The organism is Porphyrobacter sp. THAI-01a (assembly GCF_056868655.1).
In genome coordinates this window covers 281,592-303,493 of record NZ_CP180579.1, presented here as the reverse complement: position 1 = coordinate 303,493, position 21,902 = coordinate 281,592, and the positions used below count along the sequence as shown (strand labels likewise).

General features: G+C 68.5%; 19 protein-coding genes and 1 tRNA gene. 4 read left to right on the top strand and 16 right to left on the bottom strand.

What is annotated here, in order from left to right; all coding sequences use genetic code 11:
• Positions 1 to 23: 23 nt before the first annotated feature.
• The 7 genes from ACMX37_RS01485 to ACMX37_RS01455 all read right to left on the bottom strand — a co-directional run bounded on the left by ACMX37_RS01485 (position 24) and on the right by ACMX37_RS01455 (position 9,531).
• On the bottom strand, positions 24 to 2,468 hold the full coding sequence (locus tag ACMX37_RS01485; RefSeq protein ID WP_483148437.1) for a ligase-associated DNA damage response DEXH box helicase: 2,445 nt from the start codon (positions 2,466 to 2,468) through the stop codon (positions 24 to 26).
• A gap of 71 nt (positions 2,469 to 2,539) precedes the next feature.
• Positions 2,540 to 3,343, bottom strand: coding sequence for a DUF2059 domain-containing protein (locus tag ACMX37_RS01480; RefSeq protein WP_483147203.1), 804 nt, complete (start codon positions 3,341 to 3,343; stop codon positions 2,540 to 2,542).
• An 82-nt stretch (positions 3,344 to 3,425) separates the two neighbouring features.
• A complete protein-coding gene (locus tag ACMX37_RS01475; RefSeq protein ID WP_483147202.1) occupies positions 3,426 to 5,009 on the bottom strand; it encodes a hypothetical protein in 1,584 nt (527 codons plus the stop codon).
• A complete protein-coding gene (locus ACMX37_RS01470; protein ID WP_483147201.1) occupies positions 5,006 to 6,721 on the bottom strand; it encodes an Hsp70 family protein in 1,716 nt (571 codons plus the stop codon). Before ACMX37_RS01470 ends, ACMX37_RS01475 begins: the two co-directional genes overlap by 4 nt.
• Positions 6,722 to 6,769: 48 nt before the next feature.
• Positions 6,770 to 8,185 carry a phosphoglucomutase/phosphomannomutase PgmG gene (pgmG, locus tag ACMX37_RS01465; protein ID WP_483147200.1) on the bottom strand — a complete coding sequence of 472 codons (1,416 nt, stop codon included), beginning with the start codon at positions 8,183 to 8,185 and terminating at the stop codon, positions 6,770 to 6,772.
• A gap of 181 nt (positions 8,186 to 8,366) precedes the next feature.
• Positions 8,367 to 8,669 carry a J domain-containing protein gene (locus ACMX37_RS01460; RefSeq protein WP_483147199.1) on the bottom strand — a complete coding sequence of 101 codons (303 nt, stop codon included), beginning with the start codon at positions 8,667 to 8,669 and terminating at the stop codon, positions 8,367 to 8,369.
• Positions 8,670 to 8,673: 4 nt separating this feature from the next.
• The gene (locus tag ACMX37_RS01455; protein WP_483147198.1) at positions 8,674 to 9,531 is read right to left on the bottom strand and encodes a division plane positioning ATPase MipZ; all 858 of its coding nucleotides are present in this window, start codon (positions 9,529 to 9,531) and stop codon (positions 8,674 to 8,676) included.
• A 97-nt stretch (positions 9,532 to 9,628) separates the two neighbouring features.
• On the opposite strand from ACMX37_RS01455, the gene panC reads away from it, so the two are divergent.
• The 4 genes from panC (at position 9,629) to sdhD (ending at position 12,905) form a co-directional block, all read left to right on the top strand.
• A complete protein-coding gene (gene panC, locus ACMX37_RS01450) occupies positions 9,629 to 10,489 on the top strand; it encodes a pantoate--beta-alanine ligase (RefSeq protein ID WP_483147197.1) in 861 nt (286 codons plus the stop codon).
• 55 nt (positions 10,490 to 10,544) lie between these two features.
• Positions 10,545 to 10,618, top strand: a tRNA-Gly gene (locus ACMX37_RS01445).
• A 201-nt stretch (positions 10,619 to 10,819) separates the two neighbouring features.
• Positions 10,820 to 12,106, top strand: a complete 1,287-nt coding sequence (locus tag ACMX37_RS01440) for a tyrosine-type recombinase/integrase (RefSeq protein WP_483147196.1) — start codon at positions 10,820 to 10,822, stop codon at positions 12,104 to 12,106.
• Between the two features lie 412 nt (positions 12,107 to 12,518).
• Positions 12,519 to 12,905, top strand: coding sequence for a succinate dehydrogenase, hydrophobic membrane anchor protein (sdhD, locus tag ACMX37_RS01435; protein WP_483147195.1), 387 nt, complete (start codon positions 12,519 to 12,521; stop codon positions 12,903 to 12,905).
• Here sdhD and ACMX37_RS01430 read toward each other — a convergent pair.
• From ACMX37_RS01430 to ACMX37_RS01390, 9 genes are all read right to left on the bottom strand, one after another.
• Positions 12,902 to 13,324: a Na+/H+ antiporter subunit G gene (locus ACMX37_RS01430; protein ID WP_483147194.1), complete on the bottom strand. Its 423-nt coding sequence runs from the start codon at positions 13,322 to 13,324 to the stop codon at positions 12,902 to 12,904. The genes sdhD and ACMX37_RS01430 overlap by 4 nt on opposite strands.
• Positions 13,321 to 13,590, bottom strand: coding sequence for a K+/H+ antiporter subunit F (locus ACMX37_RS01425; RefSeq protein WP_483147193.1), 270 nt, complete (start codon positions 13,588 to 13,590; stop codon positions 13,321 to 13,323). Before ACMX37_RS01425 ends, ACMX37_RS01430 begins: the two co-directional genes overlap by 4 nt.
• Entirely contained in the window at positions 13,583 to 14,071 is a 489-nt protein-coding gene (locus tag ACMX37_RS01420; protein ID WP_483147192.1) for a Na+/H+ antiporter subunit E, read from the bottom strand. The genes ACMX37_RS01425 and ACMX37_RS01420 overlap by 8 nt, the downstream gene beginning before the upstream one ends.
• Positions 14,068 to 15,585 carry a monovalent cation/H+ antiporter subunit D gene (locus tag ACMX37_RS01415; protein WP_483147191.1) on the bottom strand — a complete coding sequence of 506 codons (1,518 nt, stop codon included), beginning with the start codon at positions 15,583 to 15,585 and terminating at the stop codon, positions 14,068 to 14,070. Before ACMX37_RS01415 ends, ACMX37_RS01420 begins: the two co-directional genes overlap by 4 nt.
• The gene (locus tag ACMX37_RS01410; protein WP_483147190.1) at positions 15,582 to 15,965 is read right to left on the bottom strand and encodes a Na+/H+ antiporter subunit C; all 384 of its coding nucleotides are present in this window, start codon (positions 15,963 to 15,965) and stop codon (positions 15,582 to 15,584) included. Before ACMX37_RS01410 ends, ACMX37_RS01415 begins: the two co-directional genes overlap by 4 nt.
• Positions 15,962 to 18,796 (bottom strand): monovalent cation/H+ antiporter subunit A, encoded by a 2,835-nt coding sequence (locus tag ACMX37_RS01405; RefSeq protein ID WP_483147189.1) that lies wholly within the window; start codon positions 18,794 to 18,796, stop codon positions 15,962 to 15,964. The genes ACMX37_RS01410 and ACMX37_RS01405 overlap by 4 nt, the downstream gene beginning before the upstream one ends.
• 143 nt (positions 18,797 to 18,939) lie before the next feature.
• Entirely contained in the window at positions 18,940 to 19,491 is a 552-nt protein-coding gene (locus tag ACMX37_RS01400) for an adenine phosphoribosyltransferase (RefSeq protein WP_483147188.1), read from the bottom strand.
• Between the two features lie 97 nt (positions 19,492 to 19,588).
• Positions 19,589 to 20,446: a cytochrome c1 gene (locus tag ACMX37_RS01395; RefSeq protein WP_483147187.1), complete on the bottom strand. Its 858-nt coding sequence runs from the start codon at positions 20,444 to 20,446 to the stop codon at positions 19,589 to 19,591.
• A 54-nt stretch (positions 20,447 to 20,500) separates the two neighbouring features.
• Positions 20,501 to 21,877 (bottom strand): cytochrome b, encoded by a 1,377-nt coding sequence (locus tag ACMX37_RS01390; RefSeq protein WP_483147186.1) that lies wholly within the window; start codon positions 21,875 to 21,877, stop codon positions 20,501 to 20,503.
• Positions 21,878 to 21,902 lie beyond the last annotated feature (25 nt).

Below are 21,902 nucleotides of genomic sequence, written 5' to 3'. Positions count from 1 at the left end.
TCAGGCCGATGCCGCTTCGGGCCTCAGTCCCCCTCCGACGGCGCGTCCGGCCGCATGGCAGCGGCGATCAGGCCCTCGGCCTCGAGCAGCAGTTCGTCGTCCACCGCCCCCTGCGGCACCGCCTCGCGCCCGATCATCGTCATCACCGGAACGGCCAGCGGCGAGACCCGGTCGAGGGTGACGTGCACCAGCTCGCGCTCGGACCGTTCGAGCAGGTCGGCCAGCCGCCCCACATCGGTCATGCGCGAGCGGGCATCGGCCCAGGCCGCCTCGATAAGCACATGATCGGGCTCGTATTTCCTGAGCACGTCATAGATCAGGTCGGTCGAGAAGGTGACCTGCTTGCCGGTCTTCCTCTGCCCCGGATGCTGGCGCTCGACGAGGCCCGAGATCACCGCCACCTCGCGGAAGGCGCGGCGCAGCAGGTGGCTTTCGGTCACCCACTGGATGAACTCGCCGGTGAGAATGTCCGGCGATAACAAGGGGGCCGGGTCCTCAACCGGCTTCAGGCCCCAGACCGCAAGGCAATAGTCGTTCGCCACGAAACCGCCGGGCAGCAGCCCGCGGTCCTCCATCCGCCGAGTGATCAGCATCCCCAGCGACTGGTTCGCGTTCCAGCCCTCGAAAGTGTAATAGGCGGTGTAGTGCTTGCCGCCGTGGGGGAAGCTCTCGACCAGCAGCTCGCCGGGGGCGGGAAGACGCGAGCGGTAGTCCTGCATTTCCAGCCACTCGCGCACATCGTCGGGAAAACGCCCCCACCCGGCGCGGTCCGACAGCAGGGCCTGCACACGGGTGGACAGGTGCGTGGTGAGCGGCAGGCGCAACCCGCCATAGCTCGGGATCGTGGCCGATTTCTTGGCGGCACGCACGGTAACGTCCATGTCCTTCACCCCCTCGACCTCGAGGCTCATGCCGGCGAAGAAGAAGGTGTCGCCGGGGGAGAGCGAAGCTGCGAACCGCTCCTCGACCTTGCCGAGGCTGCGACCGTTGCGGAAGCGCACGGTCAGCATCTCGCTATCGACGATGATCCCGGCGTTCATCCGGTGCCGCTGCGCCTGGTTCGGGTGCGCGAGCCGCCACACCCCGTCCCGGCCGCGCACGATCCGCTTGAACCGGTCATAGGCCTTGAGCGCATAGCCCCCGTCGGCAACGAAGTTCAGGACACGGGCGAAGGTCGCCTCGTCGACCCAGCTATAGGCGAGCGCGCTCCTGATCTCGGCCAGCAACGCGTCCTCGTGGAACGGCCCCGCACAGGCGCAGGCCATGACGTGCTGGGCGAGCACGTCGAGGCTACCCGGGCGGAAGGCCTCGCCGTCGCGCTGGCCCTCGTCGACCGCCTCCTTGGCGGCCATCGCCTCGAGGAACTCGAAGCGGTTCCCCGGCACCAGCACCGCGCGGCTCGGGACGTCGAGGCGGTGCCCCGCGCGCCCGATCCGCTGGAGCAGTCGCGAGGAGCCCTTCGGCGCGCCCATCTGCACGACGAGGTCGATGTCCCCCCAGTCGATCCCGAGATCGAGGCTGGCGGTGCACACCAGCGCCCTGAGATCGCCGCGCGCCATCGCCTCTTCCACCTTGCGCCTTGCCTCGGTCGAGAGGCTGCCGTGGTGGATGCCGATGGGAAGATTGTCGTCATTCGCCTCCCACAGGCACTGGAAGATGAACTCGGCAAGGAAGCGGGTGTTGGTGAAGACCAGCGTGGTGCGGTTGGCCTTGATTGCCTCGATCAGCTGCGGGACGGCCCAGCGCCCCGCGTGCCCGCCCCAAGGCACCCGCTCCTCCTGCGGCAGGAGGATCTCGACCTCGGGCTCCGCGCCTGCCTCGCCGATGACGAGGTCGGCGGCGGCGATCTCGCCTGCCTCGCCGGTCTGCGGCGCGAGCCATTCCTGAAAGTCGCGGGGGTTGGCGAGCGTCGCCGAGAGCGCAACCCGCTGCGCCTGCGGCGCGATGGCGTGGAGCCGCGCGAGGCTGAGCGCCAGAAGATCACCGCGCTTGTCGGTGGCGAAGGCGTGGACCTCGTCGATCACCACCCGCTTCAACCCGCCAAACAGATCGGCGCTTTCGGGGTAGGAGAGCAGCAGCGAGAGGCTCTCGGGCGTGGTCAGCAGGATGTGCGGCGGGCGCTCCCTCTGGCGCTTCTTGCGGTCCGAGGGCGTGTCGCCGCTGCGGGTCTCGACCCGGACAGGCAGACCGATCTCCTCGATCGGGGTCAGCAGGTTGCGCTTCACGTCCTGCGCCAGCGCCTTCAGCGGCGAGACGTAGAGCGTGTGCAGCCCCTCACCCGGAGGCGCATCGCCCGCGAAGTCGCAGAGCGTAGGCAGGAACCCGGCGAGCGTCTTGCCGGCACCGGTATCGGCCACCAGCAGCGCGTGGCACCCGGCGCGCGCCTTGGCCAGCATCTCCCACTGGTGCCGCCGCACCCGCCAGCCCCGCCCCGCGAACCACGCGGCGACGGCAGGCGGGAGGGGCATGTCGGCAGGGTCGGGAGCGGTCACGGCGCCAATGTGGCCGCTCGGCCCCCGCCTCACAAGCCTCGCGCGGCCTATTCGGCGTCGCGTGCGGCGAGGCCTTCCCTGATCTCGGCGACGCTGCGGCCGGTGATCGCGGCAACCCGCGCCTGCTCGGCCTTGGAGAGCGCGTCGAAGCCGCGCTTGGCGGGCAGATCGGCGACCGCCGCAGCCATCTTCTGCTCCATCCCGGCAAAGGCGCCCATCATCTGCGGCAGCGATTCCATCGTCGCGCTGATGATGCGCGGATCGCTCGACATGGTGAAGCTCTTGCGGGCATAGGCCGTGCCGCTGTCGGTCTGGAAGAAGGCCTCGATGTCGTCGAGTTCCTTCTGGGTGAAGTGGATCGCGTAGAGCTCGGACATGGCCTTGCGCATGGTCGGCTCCATCACCGTCATCATGTCGCGCATCAGGGCGGGCATCAGCGCCACCTCACGCGCGTGGCGTTCGGCATAGGCGGGATCGAACAGGCGGGCGAGTTCTTCGGACTGTTCGGCGGTGAGATCGAGCGTGTCGGCGCCGAGGCCCGTGCCCTCCACCACGGCGTCGATCGCAGGCGCGCCGGCCGCCCCGAGGATCGGGCCGAGCATCTTGTCGAACATCCCGCCCATCATCTCGCCGAGGGTGCCTTCGGGGATCATGCGGTTGATGATGCGCTGCGTCTGCGGCAGTCGGGCCTCCTGTTCGGGGGTGAGCGGCTCGGCCGGGAACATGGCGCCGAGCGCGGCCATCGCCTGATCCATCTCCTGCGCCGAAGGATCGGCCTGGGCGGCGAGCGGCTGCGGGGCGAGCGCCAGCGCGGCGGCCCCTGCCATGCCGATGAAAAGGCGACGAATCATATCCTTGCTCCCCTTGTGGCGAAATGCGCGCCCCTTGTGCCGCAACCCGCGCGCCGCCGCCAGCCCAAGCGGCCAAGGGGCGTCACAGGCCCTTGAGCACCTCCACCGGCACCCGCCCGGGTGCGGCGCGCACCGCCTCCACCAGCGCGCTTTCCGCCTTGCACCGGTCCGGGCTGTCGGGATCGGCCAGCGCCGCGACCAGCGCCTCCTGCGAGAGGCCGCTCAGCCGCAGCGTCTCGGCGGCGAGCCAGCCCGGCACGGCATAGCGCGTCTTCCCGCCCTTCGGCGTGTGGCCGAGCAGGCGCGCCTCGAGCAGCTGGCGCAGCAGCGCCTGTTCGCGGGCGCGCTCGGAATCGGGGAGTTCGAGCCGCAGACCCAGAAAATCGCCTCTTGCGACCTTGCGGCAGGCCTCGTCCGATTGGCGCTGCGCGGCGGCGAACCAGATGGCCTTGAGATCGATCCGCACCGCCAGCGCATCGGCATCGGCGACCTCGGCCGACCCGAGCGCCTTCAGGCGCACCATGTTGAGCGCCTCGCTTTCGGTTCGGCCGAGCACAAAGCCCAGCTCCTCGGCAAATTGCGGATCGGCGGCACGTACCTCCGCCATCCCCGTGCCCGGCCCGAAGATCGCCGCGACCCCGGCGTCGATCTGCGCGGCGTCGACCACCGGCGGCGGCGCGGCCTCTCCGGGGGCAATGATCGCCACCAGGCTCGCCGCCACCCGAGCCAGCGCGAAGACCAGCAGCACCGCCGCCAGCGCGCCGACGAATCCGCGCCCGGCGCTGGTCCGCCCTTCGCCGACACTGGCGCTGCCACCGTCCCACGAGGCGACCCGCTCGGGATCGAGATGCGCCTCGAGTTCGGGATAGCGTTCGCGGATGCCGGTCAGCAGCTTGTGCACGTCGAGCCGCTTCACCCGCAGCCGGTCGCGCCAGCTGGCCCGGCCCGGCCGCGACAGCTCCACCCACGCCCGGTGAAGCGGATGGTCGGCCTGCTGCACCTTTTCGTGAAAGCGCATCCCCTTGAGGCGCTGGTTTAGGAAGCGCAGCGCCCAGCGTTCCTCGAGATGGCCGGATTCGTCCAGCCAGTGGAACGCCGCACTGGCCGGTTCGACGAAGGGCGCAGAGCGCGGCCAGGTGCTGGCGAAAAGCTCGGCAAGCCCGCTGTCGAGCGCATCGTGCTCGGCAAGGTCGGCTTCCTCGGCGCGCGCGATCAGGGTTTCGAGCGCGGCAAGGCCCTCGGCCAGCTCGGCATGGCTGACGGCCTCCTCGCTCGCCGCGCCATCGGGGTAGAGCACGCCGACAAGCGCATTCCACGCCGCCTCGGCGCGCTGCTGCGCTTCGCTGCGTTCGGGCATGACGCCGGGGTCGACCGGCGCGAGCGGATCGGGGTGTAGCGCGGCCGGGCTGTCGTCCCATGCCTCTGCCGCATCGTCGTCCCAACCGCCGATGCCGTAATCGCCTTCCTCCTCCTCCGCCCCGCCCCCGTCGCCGTGCGCGGCCAGCCACAGCGCCTCGTCGCGGGCGCGGCGAAGCTCGGCGAAGCCGGCGATGTCCGCATCGGGATCGATCGCGCGCAGGGCATCGGCATAGGCCTTGCGGATCGCACCCGTGTCGGCGGTCGGGCCGATCCCGAGCCGGTTCCACGGGAAGGCGGCGGCATTCATAGCGGAGAGCGGGCGTCGATCTCGTCGAGCAGCCGCACGAGGCCCTCGCGCGCATCGGCGATCCGGCGCGGCTCCTGGCTGTCGAGCGCGCCCTGGAATTCGGTCAGGGCCTGCCCGATCACGTCGCGCACATGGCCGGTGAAGCCCTCGTAGGCCCGTTCGGCCCGCGCCAGCAGTGCGACATTCTCCGCCTGATCGCGGGGGTGGACCTTGAGCTTTTCGAGCCGCTTGCGGCTCTCGGCGATGTCGCCCTTGCTGCGCCGGTCCTCCTCGTCGACGATCACGAGATTGCGGGTGAGGCCGGTCTCCGGCACCGCCACGTCGACCTCCAGCAGCCCGCTGGTGTCGTAGGTGAAGCGGACGTTGACCCCCACCTCCCCGGCCGGACGCGGCGGCACCGGCACGGTCAGCTCGCCGAGCTTTACGTTCTTCTTCACGTCGCGCGCCTCGCCCTGGTAGATCGCGAAGGTCACCTGCCGCTGGTTGTCGCCGAGGGTGAAGAACCGCTCCATGCGGCTGGCGGGCACGGGTGTGTTGCGCTCGATGATCGGCGCGAAGATGTCGTCGTGGAAGCGCCCATGCGCATCGCGGGTCGAGGTGTTCACCCCGAGCGTGAAGGGCGCGACGTCGGTGATGCGGATCTCCTCGAGCCCCCCGCCCCCCGACAGCAGCCCCGCCTGGATCGCCGCGCCGAGCGCGACCGCGTGATCCGGGTGGACGGTCGCATTGGGGAAGCGCCCGAACATCCGGGTGAGCGCCTTCCTGACGACCGGCATCCGCGTCGCGCCGCCGACCAGCACGATGTCGGACAGGGCCTTCACGTCGATATGGCTGTCGCGCAGCGCGCGGATCACCGGATCGCGCAGGCGCTTCACGAGCCCGGCGGCGGCCTCCTCGAAGGCTTCGGTGGTGACACGGGTGGTGAGCGCCTCGCCATCCACCACCACGGTGAACTCGGCCTCCTCGGCAGTGGTGAGCGCGCGGCGGGTGCGTTCGGCGGCGAGGGTCAGCAGGGCGTGGCGGCGATCGGCGGGCAGGCGCTCGAGCACGCCCGCGTCCAGCAGCGGTTCGGCCAGCCGGACCAGCACTGCGTCGAAATCGTCACCCCCGAGCCGGTTGTCCCCGGCCGAGGCGCGCACCTCGACGATGCCTTCGAACATCTCGACGATCGAGACGTCAAAGGTCCCCCCGCCGAGATCGAACACGAGGAAGGGCTCGCGGTCGCCCTTGTCGGCAAGGCCGAAGGCGAGCGCTGCGGCCGTCGGCTCGTTGATGAGGCGCCTGACCTCGAGCCCCGCGATCTCGCCCGCCCGCCGGGTGGCGCGGCGCTGGCGCTCGTTGAAATAGGCCGGCACGGTGATGACCGCCGCGGTGGGCCGCTCGCCCGTCGCCGCCTCGACATCGTCGGCAAGGCTGCGAAGCACCATGGCCGAAAGGTCCTCCGGCGTCAGCGTGGTGCCGGCCAGCGTCACGGTCGAGGCGGTGCCCATCATCCGCTTGAAACTGGTGACCGTGTCCGCCGGGTGGGTCGCCATCCGGTCGAGCGCGGCCTCGCCGACCCAGCTCTGGCCATCACGCGACAGGCTGACTGCCGAGGGAGTGAGCATGTTGCCCAGCGCATTGGGAACGAGCGCGGGCGCACCATCACGCCACAGCGCGACCGCGCTGTTGGTGGTGCCAAGATCGATCCCCACGAGCATGGCAGCCGTCATAGCGCAGGCCGGCCGTCAGGCAATTGGAATTGCAGGCGTTCCGGAACGCTAGTGGCCGACGCTCTCGCCGCGCTCCAGCCCCGAAAGCGCCAGCTGCGCATCGATTTGCGCGAGCAGGCGTTCGAGCCCCGCCTCGCTGTCGCTCTCGGCGCGGGCGACCAGCACGTCCTGCGTGTTCGAGGCGCGCAGCAGCCACCAGCCGTCGGCGGTGTTGACGCGCACACCGTCGGTGGTGTTCACGCTCTCGACCTCTGGGCCGGGATTGCCGGTGAGGCGCCCGGCGATCTCCTCCATCGCCGCGAACTTGCGGCTCTCGTCGACCTGGAAGCGCATTTCGGGCGTGTTGAGCATCGGCGGTATGGCGCCGCGCAGCTCGGTGACCGACTTGCCCAGACGCGCCGCCGCCGCGAGGAGCCGGACCCCGGCATAGAGCGCGTCGTCGAAGCCGTAATATTCGTCGGCGAAGAACACGTGCCCGCTCATCTCGCCGGCCAGCGGCGCGGCAGTTTCCTTCATTTTGGATTTGATCAGCGAGTGGCCGGTCTTCCACATCAGCGGCTGCCCGCCGAGTTCGGCGACGCGGTCGAACAGCGCGCGGCTCGCCTTCACGTCGGCGATAACCGTCGCGCCGGGGCGGGTTTTCAGCACGTCCTCGGCATAGATCATCAGCAGCTGGTCGCCCCAGATCACCCGGCCTTCGCCGTCGATCGCGCCGATGCGGTCGCCATCGCCGTCGAAAGCCACTCCGAAATCGAGGTTCTTTGCCGAGACGAGCGCGCGCAGATCGGTCAGGTTGGTCTCGACAGTCGGATCAGGATGGTGGTTGGGAAAATGGCCGTCAACTTCGGTAAAGAGCAGATGGTGTTCCCCCGGCAGCCGGGCGGCCAGCGCCTCGAGAGCGGGGCCGGCGGCACCGTTCCCGGCATCCCAGCCGACGCGCAGGCCTTCGAGCTTCCCGGCTTCGATCCCGGCCAGACCCTGGAGCAGGCGCTCGACATACTCGCCAAGGATGTCGCGCGTGGTCACCTCACCGGTGCCGCTGGCGAACGCCCCGTCTGCTGCCAGTTTCCCGAGCTTCTGGATATCGGCGCCGAAGAACGGGCGCCCGAGAAATACCATCTTGAAGCCATTGTAATTGGGGGGATTGTGGCTGCCAGTTATCTGAATGCCGCCATCCACCTGTTCGTCTGAGGCTTCGGCGTAATAGAGCATCGGGGTCGCCCCCATGCCGATCCGCACCACATCGCACCCGCTCGCGGTCAGCCCCTCGACCAGCGCATGCTCGAGCATCGGCGAGCTGACGCGCCCGTCATAACCCACCGCCACGGTCTTCCCCCCCGCCTCGCGCAGCAGCGTGCCGAAGGCCCGGCCGATCGCCCGCGCATCGTCCGCGCCGAGGGTCTCGCCGATGATCCCGCGAATGTCGTATTCGCGCAGCACGGTGGGGTGGAAATGGTGTTGCATGATCGAGAGGTTCTCCTTGCCCGCGTCGGGGCGGTGATCGGGTTATTGGTGCATCGGCAGGGATCGGGCGCCCGTCCGTTCAACGGATCGGCCGGCCCGGACATTCCCCCGCACAGTCCACTATTCTGCCAAACCCCTGCCTCGCGATTGTGTCAACTCTGCGATGCCACCCGGAGGCCAGTCAGACGTCCGCCCCGTCGCGCGGATGAGGCAGTTCGTCGAGTAGCAGATCGCGCGCGGCGTTCGCCTCCTGCATCGCCGCGGTCGTCCCGCCCCGGTCGGGATGCACCAGCGCGGTGAGCCGGCGATGGGCGGCGATGATCTCCTCGCGCTCCGCCCCGGCCGCGACACCCAGCAGCTTGCGGGCACGGGATATCGCCTGGATGCGGGTCGGCGCGGGCCGCAGGAAATCCCACGGCCACTTGCCGAAAGCCCAGCGGCAGAAGATGCACACGGCGGCAATCAGGATCAGCGCGCGCAGCATCGGCTCAGGCCAGCTCCAGCTCGCCCTGTTCGCGGCTGAACTGCGGCAGGGCCAGCGCCTTGACCAGTGCGCGCAGCTCCTGCCGGGCGATGAGGTGGCTGGTTCCGAGCTCGCCGAGGTGCCCCTTGTCGAGCAGCGTCAGCCCCGAGGGGAAAAGCTCGCGGTAGATCACGCGTTCGGAAAGACCCTGCGTCACCCGGAAGCCGACGCGCTTGGACATCTCGCCCAGCGCCTTGTGCAGGCGCGCCTGGTTCCTCGCTTCGACATGGCCGGTGCGGTTGCGCACCACGATCCAGTCCATCTCGGGGCGCTGCTGTTCGATCGTCATCCGGCTGCGCTTCATCCGCGCCTCCCAGATCAGCTCGGCGAAGAAGGAGAGCTTCTTGACCTTGAAGGTCTCGGCATCGACCTGGCCGATCAGGTCGAAATCGACGAAGCTGTCGTTCATCGGCGTGACCAGGGTGTCGGCGTGCTCGACTGCGATGCGGGCAAAGGGATCGTCGCGCCCGGGGTTGTCGATGATCAGGAAATCGCACGAGGCCTCGAGCCGGCGGATCAATGCCATCAGGTCGCCCGTGCCGTTGCCGCGAAACACCTCGCAGGCCGGGGTCGGCAGCGTCAGGCCGCGCTTTTCGAGCGTCGCCAGCCGGTTCTCGATATAGCGGTGCATGGTGCGCTGGCGCGGATCGAGATCGATCGAGGCCACCCGCGCGCCGAGATAGGAGAGCGCGACCGCGACATGGACCGCGGTGGTCGACTTTCCAGTGCCGCCCTTCTCGTTGGCGAAGACGATGCGGTGCGCCTGCCCCTGCCTGAGGGAGCGCGGGGCCGTCTGGGGCTGCTGGGACTGGGCGGGCGGCATGGCGGTTTTCTTGCGCGGGTCTCTCGGCGGAGCGGCTTGAAATGGGACAGCTGGCGCCGCTAGGGCGTGCTTCGGCATTATCCTTGGAGGCCTGACGGTGCAAACGGTCAAGACGTTGCAAATGTTGAGAACCGCTTTGGCACATTTGCGTGTCGGCGATGCGACGATCGCGCTGGCCCCGACGATGGGCGCGCTGCACGAGGGCCACCTCACGCTGGTGCGCCGCGCGAAGGCCGAGGCCGACCACGTGGTCGCCTCGATCTTCGTCAATCCGAAGCAGTTCGGCGCGAACGAGGACCTCGACGCCTACCCCCGCCAGCTCGCCGTCGACGCCGCGATGCTCGAGGCCGAGGGCGTCGCGCTGCTGTGGGCGCCGGACGTGGCGGCGATGTATCCGGCGGGCTTCGTCACCAATATCAGCGTCGCCAGTGTCAGCGAGGGCCTGTGCGGCGCGGCCCGGCCCGGGCACTTCGACGGGGTGGCGACCGTCGTGTGCAAGCTCTTCAACCAGGTTGCCCCCGACATGGCCTTCTTCGGCGAGAAGGATTTCCAGCAGCTCGCCGTGATCCGGGCAATGGCGCGCGACCTCGATCTGACACGGCCCCATGTCGACAGCATCATCGGCGTGCCGACAGTGCGGGAGGCGGACGGGCTCGCGATGTCGAGCCGCAACCGCTACCTGACCGCCGACCAGCGCGCCGCCGCCGCCGCCCTCCCGCGCGCGATGCGCGAGGCGGCAGGCGCGATCGGCGGCGGCGCCGATGTGGCCGGGGCGCTTTCGGATTTGCAGGCGGCGCTGATCGCGGCGGGCTTTTCCAGCGTCGATTACGCCGTCCTCGCCGACAGCCGCTCGCTTGCCCCGCTCGATGCGCTCGGCGGCGATCCGGCGCGGCTGCTGGTGGCGGCCCGGATCGGCGGCACGCGCCTGATCGACAACCTCGCGGTGGACCGCGCCTGACCAGAAGTGTTGACGCACGCCCTCCCCCGGTGGCATGGGCGCGTCCTGAGCCCGAGCGGGTATAGCTTAGTGGTAAAGCTCCAGCCTTCCAAGCTGGCTATGCGGGTTCGATTCCCGCTACCCGCTCCACTTCCCCGTTCACAGGCGCTCATAGCCGCCTAGACAATCCCTCAGAAAGCCTGATATTTCCGCGTAATCGGTTCACACCGGTTCACTCGCTTTCGCCCCCTGCCGCGATGCGGTGGGGGTATGATTGAGGGGGTATCAGTGGAGAGCCGATGCAATACCCCCGCCCATGGGGGTATCAGGACAGCAAAGGCGCGCTCGCAAATGCCCCTTACCGATGTAGCGATCCGGCAGGCAAAGCCCGGCCCAAAGGCCATTAAGCTTAGCGATGAAAAGGGCATGTTCCTTCTCATCACCCCGGCTGGCGGCAAACTCTGGCGCTTCAAATATCGGTTCGAGGGCAAGGAAAAGCTGCTGGCCATGGGGGCCTATCCGGCAGTCGGCTTGGGCGATGCCCGCAAGCGGCGGGAAGATGCGCGGGCCTTGCTCGCCAAAGGCAAAGACCCCTCGCGCGAGAAACAGCGCGACAAGATCCGCGCGAGGATGGAAGCCGCCGACACATTCAAGGCTATCGCGGACGAGTATTGCGCCAAGCGTCGGCGCGATGGGGAGAAAGGCTGGGCTCCCGCGACGGCCACGCGCAGCGAATATCTGCTGTCCCTGCTTAATGGTTCGATCGGCAGCCTGCCCATCACCGACATTGAACCAGCCGATATCCTCGCCGCGATCCGCAAGATCGAGAACAAGGGCAATCTGGAGAGCGCGCGGCGCACCTTGCAGCTTTCCAGCATGGTGTTCCGCTACGCCGTGGCAACGGCGCGCCTGCGATCAGACCCTACCCGTGATTTGCGCGGGGCGCTTACCGCGCCGAAAGTCACCCATTACGGCGCGATCACAGACGCGGCGAAAGTGGGTGATCTGTTGCGCGCCATCGATGGGTATGAGGGTAGCGGCATCACCAAGCTCGCCTTGCAGCTCGCGCCCCATGTGTTCGTTCGCCCCGGCGAGATTCGCCATGCAGAATGGGCCGATATCGATCTGGATCAGGCTCTTTGGGTGATCCCGGCTGGCAAGACCAAGATGCGCAAGGCTCACCATGTCCCCCTTTCGAGGCAATCGGTGGCGATCCTGCGCGAGGTGTTCGAAGTGACAGGGCCGAGCGGCTACGTGTTCCATTCGATCCGTAGCCGCACCCGCGCCATGAGCGACAACACCTTGAACGCGGCGCTGCGGCGGCTGGGCTACACCACCGACGAAATGACCGCCCACGGCTTCCGCGCCATGGCCTCCACCCTGTTGAACGAAAGCGGCAAGTGGAGCCCCGATGCAATCGAGCGGGCGCTTGCCCATGGCGATAGTGACAAGGTGAGAGCGGCCTACCACCGCGGCGCACACTGGAAAGAGCGCGTCGATATGGCGCAATGGTGGAGCGACTACTTGGATCAGCTTCGCAAGGGCGCTGATGTGATCACGCGCCCTGCCTACGTCCCCACCGCAGGTTCGCCAAGATGGGTATCGCAGATTTCGAACAGCAACATCAAACCGCAATGAATTCCATAGGGTAGGTCACAGTTACAGGAAGCGGTCATCGAGCGCATTAGAGTCCTGTTTCGCGGGGTAAGGAACCGGATTTTTCAAGGGCGTAGGTCGCGCGAAACAGGACCGAACTGAAATTAATTCTCGGACGAGAGTTTGTGACAGGGAGAGCGTTTTGGGGGTATTTGTGGGGGTATACTGAATTCCTGCAACCATAAAGATTATGCAATTCAGACGGTAAGTGGAATTTAAAGATTCCCGCTACCGCTCCAGCCCTCCCTTCCCGATAACCCTGCAACGTGCGCGACGGGCTGGCGCTGTGCGCTTCGGCTGTCCGCACCGCTTCGTCCCCGCTTCACCTATGTGAGCGCGCCGGCCTCCCGCCCGGCCTAGGGATGCGCCCGGCACGGCGAGCGGGACGAGACACATGGCAAAGCAGGACACGCGGCACGAGACGCACCGGCTCGACCCCGGCAAGGGCGGCGCGGAAGACTTCATCGCGGTGCGGCTCAATTCGCTTGCGCTAATCGTGCTCTATGCCTGGCTGCTCACCGCCATTGTCCTGCTCCTGCCGGACCTGTCGCACGACGCCGTCACGGGCTGGCTGCGCCATCCGCTCAACGCGCTGCTGATGGTGCTGCTGATCGGCCTGACCTTCCAGCATGTGAAATACGGGCTGAACGAGCTGATCGACGACTACGTTCACGCCCCGGTCGCCCGCATCGCGAGCCTTGCGACCATGCACACGCTGACGTGGACCGGCGCGCTGTTTGCGCTGATCAGCCTTGCGCGGATCGTGCTGGCGCCCGCCTAGTCACCCTCGAAATCGCCCGGCGTGCCGAGATGCGGGGCCTCGTGCGTGGCCCAGTCGGCGCGGCCCGGGGGCGGCCCGGGCACGCCGGCGGGACCGGGCTCCGCGCCGGGCTCGGCCTGCCGCAGCCGGTGGAGGTGCACCTTGGCGATCATGTTGGCGCTGATCGGCGCGGTGACGAACAGGAAGACCGAGATCAGCAGCTCGTGCGTCGTCCAGCTGCCGAGCGCGAGCTGGAACCACGCGACCGAGGCGACCAGCATCGCCCCGAGCCCCAGCGTCGTCGCCTTGGTGGGCCCGTGCAGCCGCTCCATCAGCGAGGGCAGGCGGACCAGCCCCCAGCTGCCGACCAGAGCGAAGCCGCCGCCCAGCACGATGAGCGCGCTGGCGAGGATCTCGGCGTAGGATACGGCGTCGCTCATTCGATGATGTCCCCCCGCAGCAGGAACTTGGCATAGGCGACCGTGCCGACGAAGCCGACCATGGCCAGCAGCAGCGCGGCTTCGAAGGATGTGCCGCTCCCGCCCGCGATGCCCGCCAGCACGATCAGGCCGATGACGTTGATCACCATGGTGTCGAGCGCGAGGATGCGGTCGGCGACGCCCGGGCCCTTGAACAGGCGCCACAGGTTGAGCGCCAGCGCGAGACCCAATGCCGCGAAGCCGAAGGCGAGCGCCCCCTCAAGCATGGAAGATCTCCTTGAGCCGCGCCTCGTAGCGTGCCTTGACCTTGACGATCTCGGCCTGCGGATCGGGCGCGTGGAGGGCGTGGACCAGCAGGTACTTGCCGCAGGCCGAGACATCGGCCGAGACCGTCCCGGGGGTCAGGCTGATCGTCCCGGCGAAGACGGTGATCGCCTCGGGGCTGGCAAGCTCGAGCGGGACCGCGAGCCACGCCGGGCGCAGGGCGTGCGAGGGTTTGAACAGGATGATCGCGGCGACCTGGAAGTTCGCGACGAGGATATCCCACAGCACCACGCCGCAATAGGCAAGGGCCGGCACGAAGCGCACCTGCGGTCGGCCCGGCCACCACGGCGCGGTGAAGATCGGCACCAGCACGCCGAACACGAGGCCTAGGAACAGCGTGCCGTAGGTGAGGTCGTTGACCATCACCACCCACATGACGACGAGCAGGGCGGACAGGCCGGGATGGGGCAGCAGGCGGCTCATGGCGTCGCCTCCGCCAGCACCACCGCCGCGCTGCGCGCCGGATCGAGCACCTGCGCCGCCGCCGCCCCGGCATAGGCGCTCGCCCAGCCCGCACCGGCAGAGAGCGCCGCGAGCAGCACCAGCGCGAGAGCGGGCGCCGCGAAATCGGCGCGGCGCGTGCGGACGGCGGGCGCGTCACCCTCTGCCGTCTTCCAGAACACGGCGCTGCCCGCGCGGGCGAAACCGATCACGCCGATGAAGGTCGTGCCGAGGATCACGCCCCACGCCCAGCCCCAGTCGGGACGCGCGGCGACGGATTGGAGGATCAGCAGCTTGCCGATGAAGCCCGAAAGCGGCGGCAAGCCGGTCGCGGCGATCGCGGCGGCCATGAACAGCATCGCCGCAATGCCGCGCCCGGCGAAGGCGGGGCCGGGGCTTGTGGTATCACCGAAGGCCCCGCGCCGCCGCGCCGCCGCATCCGCCACCAGGAACAGCGCCGCGCCCGCCAGCGTCGAATGGGCGAGGTAATAGAGCGCCGCGCCGAGGCTTTCGGGTGTCCACGCGGCAACCGCGATCAGCAGCGTGCCGGTCGAGCCGATGACGGCATAGGCGGCCTGCTCGGAAAGGCTGCGCGCGACGAACACGCCGGCAAAGCCGACGCCTGCGCTCACCAGCGCCGCCGGGAACAGCCACGGCGCGGGCACCCAGGCCGCCGCCCCCGCAGCCTCGCCGAACACCTGCGGCACCACGCGGATGATCGCATAGACGCCGACCTTGGTCATGATCGCGAACAGCGCCGCCACCGCGGGGGTCGAGACGGCGTAGGTGCGCGGCAGCCACAGATGGAGCGGCGCCACCGCCGCCTTCAGCGCAAAGACGCTGACCAGCAGCAGCCCGGCGATCCGCAGCATCCCCTGGTCCGCCGGCGGTACCGCGGCGACCCGCAGCCCCATGTCGGCCATGTTGAGCGTGCCGGTGAGCGCATAGAGCATCCCCAGCGCGATCAGGAACACCGACGAGCCGACGAGGTTCACCACCACATACTGCACCCCCGCCTTGAGCCGCGCGGGCCCCTGCCCGTGCAGCATCAACCCGTAGGAGGCGATCAGCAGCACCTCGAAGAAGACGAAGAGGTTGAACAGGTCGCCCGTCAGGAAGGCACCGTTCAGGCCCATCAGCTGGAACTGGAACAGCGGGTGGAAATGCCACCCCTTGCGGTCGGCTCGGGTGACCACGGCGTGCAGCAGCGCGATGAGCGCGAGGCTCGCGGTCAGGACCAGCATCATCGCCGCCAGCCGGTCGGCCACCAGCACAATGCCGAAGGGCGCGGGCCAGTCACCCAGCGCATAGGCGAGGATCGTGCCGTTCGAGACCCGCGCCATCAGCGCCAGCGCGGTGACGAGCATCGCGAGGCACGAGCCGAAGCCGAGGCCCACCGCCAGCGCCCGCCGCCGCCGCATCGCCAGCAGGGCGAAAGGCGCGGCCAGCGCCGGGATCGCGATCGGCAGGATCGGGAGATGGGCGGCAAGGCTCACAGCCGCGTCTCCTCGCTGTCGGCGGCGAGGCCGTCCTGCGTGTCGCAGGGCACCGAATCGCCGTCGACATGGTCGCTGCCGGTCTCAAGGAAGCCCCTCAGGGCAAGGATCACAACGAAGGCGGTCATGCCGAAGGTGATGACGATGGCGGTCAGCACCAGCGCCTGCGGCAGGGGGTCGGTGTATTCGGTCACGGCCTTGTCCCAGATCGGCGGACGGCCCAGCACCAGCCTGCCGCTTGCGAACAGGAACAGGTTCACCGCATAGGAGAACAGCGTCAGCCCCAGCACCACCTGGAAGGTGCGCGCGCGCAGGGCGAGGAAGATCCCGCCCGCCACCAGCACGCCGATCGCGCTCGCCACGAGAAATTCGTAGCTCATGCCCCGCCCTCCTCGGCCTGCGCGGCGCGGGCCGCGCGCTGGCCGACATGGCTCAGCTGCGCCAGCGCCAGCATTACCGCGCCGAGCACCGTGAGGAACACGCCGGTATCGAACAGCATCGCGCTCGCCAGCTCGAACTTGCCGATCAGCGGCAGGCTGAAATAGTCGAACCAGCTGGTGAGGAACGGCGCCCCGAGCGCCATCGCGCCGAGACCCGTCGCCATCGCCGCCAGCACGCCCCAGCCGATCAGCTGGTGCTCGCCGAAAGGCAGGCGCCGGTCGGACCAGTCGAAGCCGGCGGCGAGATACTGGACGAGGAAGGCGATCGCCACGACCAGGGCGGCGATGAAGCCGCCGCCCGGCTGGTTGTGCCCGCGCAGGAACAGGTAGATGCCGACGGTCAGCGTCAGCGGCAGGATGATCCGGCTGGCGGCGACGAGCATCATCGGATGCCGCTCGGGCGAGTGCGGCATGTCCTCGCGCCACGCCCGCAGCCGCGCGCCGGCCGCGCCGGTCGCAGCGGTGTCGAGCAGGGCGAAGATGCCGAGCCCGGCGATGCCGAGCACGATGATCTCGCCCAGCGTGTCGAAGGCGCGGAAATCGACGAGGATGACGTTGACCACGTTGGTCCCGCCTCCGCCCGAATAGGAGTTGGCGAGGTGATAGGCGGCGATGCTCGGCCCCGGGTCGCGGGTGAGCATGGCCCAGGCAATGCCGCCCACCAGCACGCCCCCCGTCACCGCCAGTGCCCCGTCGCGCCACTTGCGCGGCGCGGAGGACAGCAGCGGCGGCGCCTTGGGCAGGAGGTTGAGCGCGAGCAGCAGCAGCAGGATCGTCACCACCTCGACCGAGATCTGCGTCAGCGCGAGGTCGGGCGCGGAGAACTGCACGAAGGCGAGACTGACGACGAGGCCGATAACGCTGAGATAGATCAGCACGCGCAGCCGGTTGCGCGAATCGTTCACCACCGCAGCCGTCGCCGCGATCAGCAGCGCCCAGGCGATGAACGCGGGCGGGGAGGCAGGAAGCAGCGCGCGCGTGCCCGTCAGCATGCCTCCGGCGGTGACAGCGCCGTCGATGATCAGGAGGACGATCACGGTGAAGCTCGCCAGCAGCATCGTCTGGAGCCGCGGCGTGTGGGTGGCGACGATCGCCTTGCGCACCCAGGTGTCGGCGAAGGCCATCACCGCCTGGAACATGCGCTTGGCATCGGGGAGCGGGGTGGCCTCCCACGCCGCCAGCAGCGGCTTGTGGAGCCAGAGCAGCGCCGTCCCGCCCACGACAGCCAGCAGGCTCAGCATCAGCGCGAGGTTGAGCCCGTGCCACAGCGCCAGTTCGACGAGCGGAGCGGGGCTTCCGGTCACGGCCCCGGTCGCCGCGCCCACCAGCGGAGCGGCGAGGGTCATGGGCACCAGACCGAGCAGCACCGCCAGCACCGTCAGCAGCGCGGGCCCGCCCCACATCCCGGCGGAAGGATCATGCGCCCGGGCGAAGGGCTCCGCCTCGCGCGGTGAACCGAAGAACAGGTGGGCGGCGAAACGCAGCGAGTAACCGACCGAGAACGTCGCCCCCAGCGTCGCCAGCACCGGCAGCAGCCAGGGGAGGCCGAACAGCGCCAGCTTGGGCGTCTGGTAGAGCATCAGCTCCTTGGAGATGAACCCGCCGAGCGGCGGCAGCCCCGCCATTGAGGCGGCGGCGAGCGTCGCGACGAGGGCGGTGATCGGCATCGCCTTGGCGAGCCCGCCGAGGCGGCGGATGTCGCGGGTGCCGGTCTCGTGCTCGACGATGCCGGCGCTCATGAACAGCGCGGCCTTGAAGGCGGCGTGGTTGAGGATGTGCAGCACCGCGGCCATCGCGGCGGCTTCGAGGCTGAAGCCCAGCAGCATCACCAGCATCCCCAGCTGCGAGATGGTGGAATAGGCGAGGATGCTTTTCAGATCGTGCCGGAACAGCGCCACCCCCGCGCCGAGCAGCATGGTGACAAGGCCGACCGAGGTGACGATCGCCGTATAGGCTTCCGTCCCCGCCAGCACCGGCCACAGCCGCGCGAGCAGGAAGACGCCCGCCTTCACCATCGTCGCCGAGTGCAGGTAGGCGCTGACCGGGGTCGGCGCGGCCATCGCGTGCGGCAGCCAGAAGTGAAACGGGAACTGCGCCGACTTGGTGAAGCAGCCGACGAGGATCAGGCCGAGGATCGCGGGATAGAGCGGCGAGGCCTTCACCTCGGCGCCGCGGGAGAGGATCGTGGCGAGATCGAAGGAGCCGGCGGCGATCCCCAGCAGCACCATCCCCCCGATCAGTGCGAGGCCCCCGCCCCCCGTCACCGCCAGCGCCATGCGCGCGCCCTGCCGGGCTTCGGGCTTGTGCTGCCAGAAGCCGATCAGGAGGAAGGAGGCGAGGCTCGTCATCTCCCAGAACACCAGCAGCAGCAGGACGTTACCGGCGATGACGATCCCCAGCATCGCGCCCTGGAACAGCATCAGGCTGGCGAAGAAGCGCCCCGTGTCCTCGGTAGGGTAGAGGTAGAAATGGGCGAAGATCACCACGAGGAGTCCGATCCCGAGGATCAGCAGGGCGAACATCCAGCCCAGTGGATCGACCATCAGGGTCAGGTCCATGCCCAGCGCGGGGACCCAGTCCCACGAAGCCGCAGGCACCTCGCCCCCCAGCACCGGCGCGGCGAGGTTGGCGAGGAGTGCAAGGCCGGCGGCGCTCGCCGCACCCGCGATGCCCGAATGGACGGCGCGCGGCGCGCCGTGGGTCAGCGCGATGGCGAGCGCCGCAGCGAAGGGAAGCGCGACCAGCGCAAGAAGCGTCAAGGCGATAGCCATTGGCGGTCCCGGTGGTCCTTTGCGTGTGACAGTTGCGCGAGAGGCGGGACGCGGCAGGCGGCCCGCAGCAGGCATAGACGACAGCCGTTCATCAGCACAACCCAAACCGGCCCTGTGGGGTTCCCGGCGCGGGCCGGGGCGGCTCAGTCGCCCTCGAATTCCATCAGCGCCGCGACTGCGATCCCCGCCTGCCGCAACCGCTCGGCCCCGCCGAGGTCGGGCAGGTCGATGACGAACAGCGCCTGTTCGATCACCGCCCCCGCCTTGCGCAGCAGCTCGGCCGAGGCGAGCGCCGTGCCGCCGGTGGCGATGAGATCGTCGACGATCACCACCTTCTGCCCCGGCTCGATCGCGCCCGGGTCCATCTCCAGCCGGTCGGTGCCGTATTCGAGCGCATATTCGATGCCGATGGTTTCGATCGGCAGCTTGCCGGGCTTGCGCACGGGCACGAAGCCCACCCCGAGCTGGACTGCCACCGCCGCGCCGAAGATGAAGCCGCGCGCTTCCATCCCGGCAATCTTGTGCGCCCCCGCCGCGTCCGCCAGCTGCGCGAGGTGGTGGACGCTCGCCGCCATGCCCTGATGGTGGCCGATCAGCGTGGTGATGTCGCGGAACTGGATCCCTGCGTGGGGGAAGTCGGGCACCGTGCGGACGAGCGCCTTGAGCTCTGCGGGAGAGAGATGTGGTGCAGTCATGATCTGCGGGCCCCTTTCGCACGCCTCAATGCACAAGCGCCCCGCCATCCGCAAGGGATGACGGGGCGCCTGAACATTTCGCCCTGGGTGAGGCGGATCAGCCCTTCTTCGGCTTCACCCCGGCCCAGATCTGCTTGTAGCTGAGGAAGGCCAGCACGGTCGCGAACAGCAGGAAGCCGAGCACGAACCAGCCGGTCTGCTTGCGCTGGATCAGCGAAGGTTCGGCCGTCCAGGTCAGGAAGGCGGCCACGTCGGTCGCCATCTGCGGGATGGTCGCGTCGGTGCCGTCGGCATAGGTGACCTGCCCGTCGACCGCGAGCGGCGGGGCCATTGCGATGTTCACGTTGGGGAAGTGCTTGTTGAAGTAGAGACCGTCGGGCGTCTCGAAGCCGACCTTGGCGGCCTTCTCCGGATCGGGTTCGCCATAGCCGGTCAGCAGGTCATAGACGTAGTTCGAACCGTCGTGCCGTGCCTTGGTCATCAGCGAGAGATCGGGCGGAATGGCGTTGTTGTTCGCCGCCGCCGCCGCGATCGCGTTGGGGAAGGGCATCGGGAAGTAGTCGGTCGGCTCGCCCGGACGGGTGGTCGTCTCGCCGGTCCCGGGGTCGATGCCCGGCACGGTCCAGGCCGCGGCCTCGGCGTCCACCTCGGCCTCGGTGTAGCCGAGCTCCTGCAGGTTGCGGAAGGCGACGAACTTCAGGCTGTGGCAGGCCGAGCAGACCTCCTTGTAGACCTGGTAGCCGCGCTGGAGCTGGGCGTAGTCCCACTTGCCGAAGGGGCCGTCGAACGAGAAGCCGCCTTCCGGGCCATGGCCGTGCTCGTAGAAGGCATAGGACGGCTGCTGCTCCGGCGCCGGGCCGAAGGCGTAGTTGTAGGCACCGGGCAGGAGCGACCAGAGCACCAGCACCAGGGTGATGGCGAGGCCTGCAAGGATGCCGCCGAGACGAATAGACATGTCCGAACTCTTTCTCGTTATCGGTTCAGATTGCTGGGGGCTGTTTCCGGCCGATCACTCGGCCGGTTGCAGCGAACCATCGGTGGCGGTGCCGGGCAGACCCTCGACAACGCTTTCGGGATCGACCTTGCCGCCGCCCGAGGTGCTCCCGGGCTTGGTCCCGCCGAGCACCGCTTCGGTGATCGAGAACGGCAGCGGCTTGGGCACTTCGATCTGGCTGACGATCGGGAGGATCACCAGGAAGTGCAGGAAGTAGTAGGCCGTCGCGATCTGGCTGATCACCACATAGGGCTCCTCCGCCGGCGCGCCGCCGCAGATGAACAGCGCGATCATGCAGGGGATGAGGCCGAACCAGAAGAACTTGCGGAACAGCGGGCGGTAGTGGCCCGAGCGCACCGGGCTCTTGTCCAGCCAGGGCAGGATGAACCACAGCAGGATCGAGCCGAACATCGCGATCACGCCGAGCAGCTTGGCCGGGATCAGCACGATGCCGGTGAAGGGGATGCTGAGGTCGCCGGTGAAGGCGCGCAGGATCGCATAGAACGGCCAGAAGTACCATTCGGGCACGATGTGCGCCGGCGTCGAGAGCGGGTTCGCCTCGATGTAGTTGTCCGGGTGGCCCAGCGCGTTCGGCAGGAAGAACACCATGGTGGCGAACAGGATCAGGAAGACGCCGAGACCGAAGCCGTCCTTGGCCGTGTAGTAGGGGTGGAACGGCACGGTGTCCGATTCCTGCTTCACTTCCACGCCGGTCGGGTTCGACGAGCCGGGGATGTGCAGCGCCCAGATGTGCAGGATCACGACACCCGCGATAACGAAGGGCAGCAGGAAGTGCAGCGAGAAGAAGCGGTTCAGAGCGGCGTTGTCAGGGGCGAAGCCGCCCAGCAGCCACACCTGCAGCGGCTCGCCGACGAGCGGGATCGCGCTGAACAGACCGGTGATGACCTGCGCGCCCCAGAAGCTCATCTGGCCCCACGGCAGCACGTAGCCCATGAAGGCGGTCGCCATCATCAGCAGGAAGATCACCACGCCCAGCAGCCAGATCATCTCGCGCGGGGCCTTGTAGGACGAATAAAAGAACCCGCGGAAGATGTGCAGGTAGATCACGATGAAGAAGAAGCTGGCCCCGTTGGCGTGGGCGTAGCGCAGCATCCAGCCGTAGTTGACGTTGCGCATGATGTGCTCGACCGTGCCGAAGGCGACCTGCGCGTTCGCGGCATAGTGCATCGCCAGGACGACGCCGGTGACGATCTGCACCACCAGGAAGAAGCCGGCGAGCACGCCGAAGTTCCACATGTAGTTGAGGTTGCGCGGCACCGGATAACCGGCGCCCACCGCGTTGTAGACGAGCCGCGGAAGCGGCAATTTCTCGTCCAGCCACTTCGTGAAAGCGGACTGCGGTTCATACTGCTTGGCCCAGGCGAAACTCATGGCGTTCTCTCGGCTTGATCGGTGT